Below are 10,429 nucleotides of genomic sequence, written 5' to 3'. Positions count from 1 at the left end.
GGAATTTTGGAATTTTGGAATTTTGGAATTTTGGAATTTTGGAATTTTGGAATTTTGGAATTTTGCGGCGCGCAGATTAATAAACAAATTAAAACGCGCCGCGGTAAGTCGTGCTAGCAGCTAGTTTGTAGCGTCTTGAAGCTCTTCTTCGATCTCGGAGTTGCTTTTTACGACCATGCCTGAGCCGTGGATGACGCTAGGCATGCAGGATGTGCAGATATGCACCGTCTCGCCGTTTTTATGCGCCTTGATAAAGACCGCGTTTTCATCGTCGCTGCTTTTGAGCGAACATATATTGCAAATGTAAATATCGCCTGATTTCATAGAAATCCTTTCTTAAAAAATTTCGCACTATTTTATGAAAATTTCAAAATTTTTCATTGATTTTAGTTAATCTTTAGCGATTTTTATTGCGGGCGCTTTCGTCTATCAACACTATGTGCGTCAAAAAGATGATGAAAAATAGCTGGAAAAATAATCCTACCAGCGGGATCAAACACAGCAGATAAAAAATAAAAGCGCTTAGAGCAAATTTATATCCGCCGCCCATTTTATAAGAGCGCTCGAAGCTTTTCGCGCTTAACGCATTTGAAGCGACGTCGATTAGAACCAGCTTGTAATAGATATAAAAAAACGGCACGTTGATGATGAATAAATTTATTACCGGCACAAACAAAAGCACCGAGCAGATAAATAAAATCGCTAAAAATTTTAAAATTTCAAGGCTCATCAGCTTTAGCACTCGCGCCGTGCTCGCTTCATCCGCGCGGATTAGGCGGTAGTGGCGGGCGTTGATCTCTTTAGTGACTGCGGGCGTCAAAAAGGCCGCGATGATAAGCGCACAAAACACGCTAAGCATCAGTACTGCAAAGCTGGCAAACACCGAAAAAATCGCGCCGATAATCCACTTCGTAGCAGTAAAGCTTAGAATTTTTGCAATTACCGGGAAACGCTGCTCGTCCAAGAAGCTAAAATCGCCGCTTTGCGCGCCCTGCGAAAGCGCGTCAAAAAGCTCTTTGCCGCCGAAAAATGCGAGCGTACCTAAGATTATGAGCGAGCACACAAGCGGCAATAGCGAGAGCAAAATAAACTTGCGCGTAAAAAAATCCTGCTTTGCCAAATTAAAAATTCTACCCATGTATGCTCCTATTTGCGTTATTTTAGCGACTTTTGCGACGGAATTTGAGCTGAGCAATTTGGCTACCGCACGAAAGCGCCTCATTGATCCGCCCACTTGGCTCATTCGCTTGCTTTAGCCGGCTCATCTCGCATTATAATATGAAATTTATGCTTTGATTACCCGCCCGCGTTTAATCTGCTCATTTATAGTGCGTAAAGATTTTGCCTGCTGCGAATATTTATTTGCTTGCTACGCGGAATTTTGCCACTTGTATGCAAGCAAAGCATTGCATAAAATTTCAGGCTCAAAATTGCAGAATTCCAAATCAAAGCCCTTTTTTAAAATTTGCTTGCCGAAATTTTATAGATGAAATTTCAAAATTTCAAAGGGAAATCTCGCGCGCAAACCCACGACTTCACTTCGTCGCGTCGTAGATCTTTTGCAATTGCTCGTAAATTTCGTTTGCGCTTACTGCGCCTTTTGATAGCGCCTCGATTAGCACCTCGTTATCTTCAAGGTCTCCCCAGATTTTGCGGTAGCCGCCTTCTTTGTAACCGTGGTCTTGGCGGAATTTATTTAGCACGTTTTTACCGATATATTTGGCAAAAAGAATGTCTAAGCTCACGCCACATTTAATCGCCACGCGAAAAAAATCGGTCAGCAGCTCGCCGATTTGCAGCTCAAAGCCGCTCGTTTCGTGGATTATGAGCTCGATGTCGTTTACGATTTCGTAGATGCTGTATTCGCGCACATCGTAGGCGTAGGAGCTAAACTCCGCAAATCCGCTTACTGCCGTGACGTCGCTTACGATGTGGTCGATGTCTTTGCCGCCGTAATATTGCTCTAAAATATAGCTCATCACGAAGTGCCAAATATCAACGATCTCGATGACGATATTATTCACGTCCGGCGCTGCAGAGATATTTTTCCAATGCTTCCACGCAAAGCTATCGATGAGCTCTGCGCATTCCATGTAAATGCAGCGCTTCCAGTTGATAAGTTTGCCGTTTTTTGTATAGCCGTCCTCCCAGCCCACGCCATTTGTTTCGTCGTTTAGGGCTTGCTGCATCAAAAACATCTCTTTTACTTTTTTATAATTTTCCATAAAAATTCTCCTAATTTTGGCTCGCGATTATAGCTAATAAAAGAAAATCATTGTATAATTTAGTAAAAAGGAGGCTTAAAATGTGTGCCGCTCAGGATAAATTCGACGAGTTTTTAGGCAGGATGAAACTCCTATCTCTCGGAGTTTTGCGCAATAATCTGCCATATTGCTGCAGTGCATTTTATGCCTACGATCCGCAAAATAAGGAGCTCATCATCGCAAGCGCGAGCGACTCCGAGCATATCAAAGCAGTCTTTGCCAACCGCGGAGTTGCGGCTACAGTCGCGCTGGATACGAAATTTGTAGGCAGGATCAAAGGCGTGCAGATTTGCGGCCATATCCGTAGCGCGGATGAGCGCGAAACCTCGCTATATCTTAAGCGCTTCCCGTTTGCGCGCGCGATGGAGACCGATTTTTTTACGATCAGAATCGATTGGATGAAAATGACCGATAATACTCTAACTTTCGGCAAAAAGCTAATTTGGGAGCGCTAGCTCGCTAAGAATATTGTCTATTTATATTTTGCGAAATTTTAAACTTTGCGAGGCTTAAATTTTATCTAGTAAGATTTTGAAATTTGCATAAATTCTATCTTGCCGGTTTTTTCAAAGAATTTCACCATTAGACCCGCTTTAAAATTTCCGCTCGGTTGGTTTTTGGAATTTTACAGCATGGAATTTAGCGTAAAATTTCATCTTGCAAGCTGAGGTTGTCGCAAATTTTATTCCCTTAAAAGCGGAGCCTGCCGCATAGAATTTTGTGTGAAAATTTTAAAATTCTAAAATTTGACTTTTCAAAGTTAGCTTGACGCGCGAGCTTAGCTCTGCCGCTCCCTGATTTCGCTTACTAGCCGTCCGCCGATCGCGTAGTCGTCAGTGGATATTTCGTCTATCGTCACGACCGTAGTTTTCTCGCCCCTGCCTAGCACGGCTACCAGGGCATCGGTTAGGTCTTTTACGAGCCTTGCTTTTTGTTCGCGACTTAAGCCGCCGCGCTCTTTGGTGATTTTGACGTTTATGTAGGGCATTAATTCTCCTTAAAATAAACGTAATTGTAACTAAAATTTCGTCTGTGCGCCTAAAAGTGCAAAATTTATGTTAAAATCGCCGTGATCTGAATTTAAGGAGAAAATATGCCATTATTAGATAGTTTTAAGGTCGATCATACCCGCATGAATGCCCCTGGCGTGCGGCTCGCAAAGAGCATGAGCACCAAAAGCGGCGATAAGATCAGCGTCTTTGATCTGCGGTTTTGCCGTCCGAATTTAGAGATCATGAGCGAGCGCGGCACCCATACGCTGGAGCATCTTTTTGCAGGCTTTATGCGCGAGCACCTAAATAGCGCAGACGTCGAGATCATCGACATTTCGCCGATGGGGTGCCGCACGGGCTTTTATATGAGCGTGATCGGCGCGCCTAGCGAGAGTGCCGTCGCAGCGGCGTGGAGCGCGAGTATGAAGGATATTTTGGGCGTGGGCTCTCAAGCAGAGATCCCCGAACTGAATAAATTTCAATGCGGCACCTTCGCGATGCACTCGCTAGCTGAAGCTAAACAGATCGCGCAAAACGTGCTAAATAAGGGGATCGGCGTGATCAAAAACGACGAGATCGCACTGGATCCAAGCAAGATAAAATAGTTTTGAAATTTAAGAGATAGTGCAAAATCTAGCACTATCTCTTTGGGCACCGCTTGTTCCGCGATCAGTGTATAACGCACCATAAAATATTATCGTAAAATGTGCAAAAATTCGAGGCGCAAAAATGCGTATCTGTTAAAACAAGCCGGAGGTAGCATTTATTTATGAACCGACTTGGAGCTTGCTGTAAAGTCTGCGCCATGCGAGGTCTTTGATAAAAGCTACGATTTGGCTTTAATCTGGGTAGCAAAAGCGCGCAAGCAAAGCTCATATCAAATTTAATAAATTTATCTAGCAGAGCAGTTTTAAATTTAGAGGAATTTTTAAAATTCCGTCTTAAATTAAAGCAGAAATTCTATCCGCAAATACCACGCTTATGCGCCTTCTTACTTTTAGATGCGATCTTCAATCCTCCAAAAAAATCGCACAGTAAAATGTGAATTTAAAATTTTTATTTAAGGTTGCGTTGCGAGTTTGGCGCTTGAAATTTCACTTTCGCTGCACGAAAAGGATGCTAAAATTCCGCCGAAACCGCACCGGATGCGGTGAACTTAAAGGAGCGAAAATGCAAAGAATTTTTCATATAAAAGATGCTATTTGTAGCGACGAGCGAGCCGTAAAAACGACATTTTTTACTACGGAGGCCACTTGCGGCGCGGTTTGGATCGTCAAACGCGGCCAGGTCGTAGCGCCGCATATTCACCCCGGTGGCGATGACGTGTGGATTTGCTTAAGCGGACGCGGCGTGTTTTATCCGAGCAAGGGTGAGGAGGTGCCGATCTGTGCGGGTGATCTAATCATTTCCAAAAGCGGGGAGTGCCACGGTATGAAAAATACGGGCGATGAGGATTTTGTGTTTGCAAGCGTTACGGCGCCGATTCCGTGCGGCTACGAAGCGCTTTGAATTAAAATTTGCCAGAGATTTTGTGGTATTCGTAAAATAAATTAGCGCCGCAAAGAGTTGAATCAGAATTTGTCCGTAGCGTTAAATTTCATAAATTTAGCCGCGCTTTTGTACAATTTCAAGTGCCGCGCAATCTGCGGCGAGATTAAATTTGAGGCAAAAGATGTATGAAGATTTTACGCAAGAGCCAAAGGGCAAGCGCGCACAAAAGAAGCGCAAAGCTAGGGCGCGCGAGGCAGAAACAGATCGTAAGCCGGTGCGAGACGCGCCTCGAGGCATGCCACTTTGGCGCAAGATCGTGCTTGGTGCGACATTTGTATTCGCGGCTTTTAGCGTGCTAGCTCTGTTTGCCGTTATAAATTCCGCAGACGACTACTCGCCGCGGGACGACGAGCAGATCAAATACAGCGATTTTTATAAAAAAGGAGATGAAATTTACGCCCTCGTGGTGGGCGCGGGCTATTTTGCGATACCGAGCGTGGACGCGGCGAGCTTTCGGGTTTTGGATTTCGGCTACGGCTACCGCTCTAACGTCGCCGCGGATAAAAACGCCGTATATTGCGGCAATATCGCGATGAGCGAGCTAGAGCCCACACGCACGAAAGCCGTAGCGTTCGGATACGTAAGCGACGGGCAAGTTAGTTATTTTTGCGACGGCGAGGCGGTACCCAACGACGCGCTAGGGGCGCTTAAGCTCACTTATGAAACCTTGGCGCATATTTTTTGGGATGCGCCCAAGCCGCAAAGCTACGTCTATAAATTTAAACGAGTGGACGCCACGGATCTGCGCCAAATCGCGGGCGTGTATTACGCTGCGCAGGGCTCGCGCGCGTTTTATAAGGGAGAGGTTTTGCCGGGCGCCGATGCCGCGAGCCTGCGCCAGATAGAGGGAAGCGACGGCAGAGCGAGCGACGTTTATGCCGCGGACGGCGCGAACGTGTATTTTAAAAACCTGCGCCTTGACGCGCGCGATAACGGCGGGCATTACGAACTTTTGAGGCAGCGGTTGAGCTATTTTTTGTGGGATGCGAAAGGCGGCGACGTTTTTGCGAACGATTTAAAATTTGACCCAGCCGCCGCGCCCTATACTCCGCTAAATAGGCAGCTTGCGCATTCAAACCATCTATTTTTTGCCTCCTCTGGCGGCATCTATTATTTCGACGAGAATGACGGAAAGCAAAAGCGCGCGGCAGACAATCCCTTTGCGGGCGAGGCTCACGCGCTTAGCGGCAGCGTATTTCAAAGCGGCGAGCGGATATATTTTTTAGAAGGCGCCGAAGTTTGGGGCGGCGGTCGCAGCACTCGCAGGCTGGTCGCTCGCAAAAGCGGACTTTTCGCGCTTGATCTGCCGCACGAATGGCGCAGGGTCGGCGGCGTGCACGGCGAACTATACGGCTGGGTCTATTCAAACGGCGGGCGATTTTTCTACTTCGACGATCTGGGCTCTTCGCAGCTGATAGATCGGTGCATTTATGAGATCAGGAATTTAGACTTGGTTGAAATTTTGCTTCAAAAAAGCGGCATCGGCACGAGTAAAATTCGCGAGATGATAAAGAGCGGCGGGCTTGAGGCGGTGGACGGCGAGCTGCTTTTTGAGGTAAAGACGCGGGTGGAATTTTAGCCGCGATTTAAGCATAATTCAAGCATGGAAAGTGCTGCTAAATTTTAAATTTGATTTTATTTCGGCATAAATTTTTAAAATTTAAATGTAGTCGTGGGCTCTAGCGTAGGTTTAGAATTTAATCGCAAATTCCTTTAGAGGGAGCGCGCAAATTTCGTTTCGCGCCGTCGCGACGACGCGCGAAATATTTTATATCGGTCGCGATTTTCGCGTCACGGCGCGCTTGGATAAGGCATCGCCGTAAATTTTATTTTAGCACCGCAGCTTTTGTAAATTTTGCTAGCAGTGCGGGCAACGCGGCGACAGAGCGTAAATTTAAAAGGCTCAATCGCAAAGCTACGCGCATAAAACTTGCGCACCGAGCTCGCAAGATAAAATTTAGCGGCTTGGATTCAAAAGCGCAAATATCTTATTTCGATATGAAATTTAACAGAGCGAGTGCAGATCAAGCGGCGCGATCAAAGCGCCGTTTTGCAGACCCGCGAGCTTTAAGTAAAGCAAAATAAAGCGCTATTTTATAAATCCGCTTGCCACTACGCGGTCGCGCTCGTCGTAAAAAACCGCGAGTTGCGCCGGAGCGATGCCAGCTGCGGGTGCGGACAGCACGGCATGCACGCCGCCGTCTTCGCGAGGCGAAATTTTAACGGGGAGTTTGGCGCTGCGGTAGCGGATCTTAACGCCGAGACCCGGCATATTTAAAATTTCATCCTTGCTTAAAAAGGCGTTAAAATTTTCGGTGTCGAACTCGTAGGTCGCCAGCTCCTCCTTACCGCCCACGACGATCTCGTTTTTGTGCGGGTCGATGCTTAGTACGAAGTGCGGCTCATGCGCGCCGTGCACCGTAAAACCGCGGCGCTTGCCGATCGTGTAATGCATATAGCCCTCGTGAGTACCGATGGCGTTGCCCGCGCGGTCGCGCACGATGCCGGGCATTTTGGTACCCGTGTGGCGGTTCAAAACGTCGATATAGGTGGTATCTACAAAGCAGATCTCGCTGCTTTCGCTCGCAGAGGCGATCTGCGAAAGCTCCGTATAGGCGCGCGCGGCCTCTTTGACGTCCTTTTTATACATCCCTCCAAGAGGAAAGAGCATAAACTTAAGCGCGGCAGGATCGATGTTTGCTAAAAAATAGCTCTGATCTTTGCTAAGATCTACAGCGGCTTTTAAAAGCCCATCCTCGATGCGGACGTAGTGCCCCGTAGCTAGGCGCTCAAAGCCCTGCTCGCGCGCAAATTCCAAGAGCTTGCCGAGCTTTATGCGGCGATTACACAGCGCGCACGGATTTGGCGTAAGACCGCCTATATAGGCCTGCACGAAGGGCTCGTAAACATCGCGATTAAAATCATCCTGCAGATCCAAAATGTGGATTTTTATACCCAAAAACTCGCCCACTTTGCGGACTTTGGCGATGTTTGCCTCGTGATAGCCGGGCTTTGCGTGCAGCTTCATATAGCAGCCCTGCACCTCGTGCCCCGCGTCTTGCAGTAGCTTCGCGCACATTGAGCTATCCACGCCGCCGCTCATCGCGACTAAAATTTTCATTCGTTCTCCTTACGTCGCACATCTGCCAAAATTTCATCCACGCTGTCGCAGAGCTTAAAATTTTGCAGATCGCTTTCGTTTATCGCGCCAGATTTTAGCAGCGAAGTGCGGAAAAACTCCATCAAAGGCGCGTAAAATTCCTCGTCGTAAAGATAGATCCGTGCGCGTTTAAAGCCCGTCTGCACCAGCACTAGAATTTCAAAAAACTCATCCAGCGTCCCAAATCCGCCCGGAAAGATGACGAAAATTTCGCTGTTTTCGATGAGGGCGCCTTTGCGCGGCGCAAATGCCGAAAATTTCGCGCCCTGCGTCAAAAAGCCGTTGCTTTTTTGCTCAAACGGCAGCATGATGTTAAAGCCCACGCTGTGCGTCCTTGCTCTCGCAAATGCGCCTCGGTTGGCGCCTTGCATAATGCCGCCGCCACCTCCGGTGATGATCGAATATCCTAAATCGGCGAGCCCTTCGCAGAGCTTTTGGGCGTCTTTTACGTAGCGATTGTCCTCGCTAAAGCGCGCCGAGCCGAAGATCGTGGCGCTTTTGCCCACGTTTTTGAGATTATCGCGGGCAATTTTGATGTCTTTTAAAATTTCTTTCAACTGCATGATTAATCTATCTTTTGTGTATATTATTTAAAATTTTAACTTTAAGAATAGCATTAAATTTTTAAAATTCCGTTTAAAATAGTAGAATTTGCGTGATTTAAAATCTCATCGTAAATCATACTAGGTTGCTAAGCTTTCGTAAAAATCCGCCGACGCCTCGATAAGCGCTCATATCGATAGGCTCCAAGCCCTGTTTGCTCAGAAATCGCGAGACGCTCTGTCTAAGCGCGATAGTAGCGGGCGAAAACGGATAGTGTGAGTTAAAAAGCGCGCGATTTTGTGAGCAGATGGCTACTTGTTTGCAAAACGGCACAAAGCCTAGCAGTTTAAAGCCCAGCTTGCTTATATTGCGGTGTGCAACCGACTTTAGATTGTCGTAGATCATCACGGCATCATCCTCGCTCGCGGTAAAATTTAGCAAAAACAAAGCCTCTTTTTTGCTCGCCCCGAGCGTTTTTAAAAGCGCGTAGGTGTTGCTGATCGAGCAGGGTTCGTTCGCGCACAGCACGATATTTTCGTCGCCGATGCTCAAAAAATCTCCAAGATACTCAAGCCCCACATCGATCAAAATAAAATCGAAGATTCCCGCCTCTTTCAGCTCGCTTGCGAAGCGAGCGGGGCTTTCGTGAGCTTTTGCGTTTGCGAAATTTCCGGCTTCTTCGGGATTTGATGAGCGGGCGGAATTTTTCTTTTCATCTCCACTTGTGGAATTTTGAGAATTCTCGTCAGGGATTGAATTTTGCTTGGTGAAATCATCGCTTTTAAAATTCTCTAAGCTTTCTGATTCTGTAAAATTCCATCCATCTTCGCAATTATGCGGCTTTTTGGCTGCACAATTCGTAGAATTTTTTGCAGCGTTTGCCATTGAATTTGCAGCGGCGGAATTTTCTGAGTTGTTTTTGCCATCAGAGCTCATGAGTTTTTGCGCGTAATTGTGCGAGCCGCCACTTTCGTCGTCTTGCGAGCTTTGCACGACGTAATTATCTGCGCTAGAGCTTGCGTTTTTGATAGAATTTTGCGCCATAGAATTTGTGCTATTTGTAGAATTTTGTGAAGACGCGGGATTTTGTGAAGCAAGTGCGGGCGAGACGAGCGTTAAATTTTGCGAAATTTTTACCGCAACGGCGCTTGGCAGCGAAATCCTCTTTCTTTGCAAAGCGTTTAAGATGATCTCTTGATTGTTTAAATTTGGCGCTTCTATGATCGCCGTACGGTAGCCCTGCTCGCTTAGAATTTCGGCGAAATTTGCTGCAATCACGCTCTTGCCGACTCCGCCCTTGGCGCTTAAAAAATTTACGATTTTAGTTTGCATATCAGTCCTCTTTTAAATTTCATCTCTCCAAGTGGCAAAATCACGCTTATGCGCTCGCAAACACCCGGATGCGGTAGCGCGAGCCGTTCGCAGGCACGCACCTTTGCGCTTGCATATAAAATATCCACGTCCAGCGTGCGCGGCGCGTTTTTGAAGCTTCTTTTGCGCCCAAATCGTAGCTCTGCGCGCTGCATGATTTTAAGCAATGTAAGCGGCGGCAGAGAGCTTTGCACGAGCATTACGGCGTTTAAAAAATCGGGCTGATCTAAAAAGCCGAACGGCCTGTTTTTTAAGATCAAGGAATTTTGCGCTACGAAAAAGCGCGCGTCGCTTTGCAAAACGCGATAAAATCGCTCGAAGCGTCGCCCGACATCTCCTAAATTTCCGCCGAGCCCGAGCAGGTATAAATTTCTAAAATTTCCGCGCTCGCGACGTCTCATCGGGAAAACGGCGCTTTTTACGACGCACAGCGCGTCCGCGCACTCGTAAAATCCGTTTTTCTTAAGTCGCACGTTCATCGGATCTGCTCGCTTAAAATTTCAGCCCCGTTTTCGCGCACGACCACGACGTCCTCGATGCGCACGCCA

The 10,429-nt window shown here is 47.0% G+C and carries 12 protein-coding genes; 4 read left to right on the top strand and 8 right to left on the bottom strand.

Annotation, left to right across the window (positions count from 1 at the left end; translation table 11 throughout):
* Positions 1-120: 120 nt before the first annotated feature.
* The 3 genes from Q0224_RS02745 to Q0224_RS02735 all read right to left on the bottom strand — a co-directional run bounded on the left by Q0224_RS02745 (position 121) and on the right by Q0224_RS02735 (position 2,225).
* Complete coding sequence (locus Q0224_RS02745) at positions 121-324, bottom strand: hypothetical protein (protein WP_297941994.1); 204 nt, start codon at positions 322-324, stop codon at positions 121-123.
* Between the two features lie 73 nt (positions 325-397).
* Complete coding sequence (locus tag Q0224_RS02740) at positions 398-1,138, bottom strand: EI24 domain-containing protein (protein ID WP_297880205.1); 741 nt, start codon at positions 1,136-1,138, stop codon at positions 398-400.
* Between the two features lie 397 nt (positions 1,139-1,535).
* Positions 1,536-2,225 carry a dUTP diphosphatase gene (locus Q0224_RS02735; RefSeq protein ID WP_297880207.1) on the bottom strand — a complete coding sequence of 230 codons (690 nt, stop codon included), beginning with the start codon at positions 2,223-2,225 and terminating at the stop codon, positions 1,536-1,538.
* An 80-nt stretch (positions 2,226-2,305) separates the two neighbouring features.
* Here Q0224_RS02735 and Q0224_RS02730 point away from each other — a divergent pair, with 80 nt between their 5' ends.
* Positions 2,306-2,719, top strand: a complete 414-nt coding sequence (locus Q0224_RS02730) for a hypothetical protein (protein WP_177386822.1) — start codon at positions 2,306-2,308, stop codon at positions 2,717-2,719.
* 323 nt (positions 2,720-3,042) lie between these two features.
* Here Q0224_RS02730 and Q0224_RS02725 read toward each other — a convergent pair whose 3' ends face one another.
* Positions 3,043-3,252, bottom strand: a complete 210-nt coding sequence (locus Q0224_RS02725; protein ID WP_297901984.1) for a 4-oxalocrotonate tautomerase family protein — start codon at positions 3,250-3,252, stop codon at positions 3,043-3,045.
* Between the two features lie 105 nt (positions 3,253-3,357).
* On the opposite strand from Q0224_RS02725, the gene luxS reads away from it, so the two are divergent.
* The 3 genes from luxS to Q0224_RS02710 all read left to right on the top strand — a co-directional run bounded on the left by luxS (position 3,358) and on the right by Q0224_RS02710 (position 6,386).
* On the top strand, positions 3,358-3,861 hold the full coding sequence (luxS, locus tag Q0224_RS02720) for an S-ribosylhomocysteine lyase (protein ID WP_297948928.1): 504 nt from the start codon (positions 3,358-3,360) through the stop codon (positions 3,859-3,861).
* 565 nt (positions 3,862-4,426) lie between these two features.
* On the top strand, positions 4,427-4,765 hold the full coding sequence (locus tag Q0224_RS02715) for a cupin domain-containing protein (protein ID WP_297948926.1): 339 nt from the start codon (positions 4,427-4,429) through the stop codon (positions 4,763-4,765).
* 163 nt (positions 4,766-4,928) lie between these two features.
* Positions 4,929-6,386, top strand: a complete 1,458-nt coding sequence (locus tag Q0224_RS02710; protein WP_297948925.1) for a DKNYY domain-containing protein — start codon at positions 4,929-4,931, stop codon at positions 6,384-6,386.
* A 510-nt stretch (positions 6,387-6,896) separates the two neighbouring features.
* On the opposite strand, the gene mnmA is transcribed toward Q0224_RS02710, so the two are convergent.
* From mnmA to folK, 4 genes are all read right to left on the bottom strand, one after another.
* Positions 6,897-7,928 (bottom strand): tRNA 2-thiouridine(34) synthase MnmA, encoded by a 1,032-nt coding sequence (gene mnmA / locus Q0224_RS02705; RefSeq protein ID WP_297948924.1) that lies wholly within the window; start codon positions 7,926-7,928, stop codon positions 6,897-6,899.
* Positions 7,925-8,530 carry a TIGR00730 family Rossman fold protein gene (locus Q0224_RS02700; RefSeq protein WP_297923974.1) on the bottom strand — a complete coding sequence of 202 codons (606 nt, stop codon included), beginning with the start codon at positions 8,528-8,530 and terminating at the stop codon, positions 7,925-7,927. Before Q0224_RS02700 ends, mnmA begins: the two co-directional genes overlap by 4 nt.
* 115 nt (positions 8,531-8,645) lie before the next feature.
* Positions 8,646-9,842 (bottom strand): P-loop NTPase, encoded by a 1,197-nt coding sequence (locus Q0224_RS02695; RefSeq protein WP_297948922.1) that lies wholly within the window; start codon positions 9,840-9,842, stop codon positions 8,646-8,648.
* Complete coding sequence (folK, locus tag Q0224_RS02690) at positions 9,824-10,360, bottom strand: 2-amino-4-hydroxy-6-hydroxymethyldihydropteridine diphosphokinase (protein WP_297948920.1); 537 nt, start codon at positions 10,358-10,360, stop codon at positions 9,824-9,826. Before folK ends, Q0224_RS02695 begins: the two co-directional genes overlap by 19 nt.
* Between the last annotated feature and the right edge of the window lie 69 nt (positions 10,361-10,429).

This window comes from uncultured Campylobacter sp., from assembly GCF_938002845.1.
In the GTDB taxonomy this organism is placed as follows: Bacteria; Campylobacterota; Campylobacteria; order Campylobacterales; family Campylobacteraceae; genus Campylobacter_B.
This window is presented reverse-complemented; position numbering and strand designations above follow the sequence as displayed.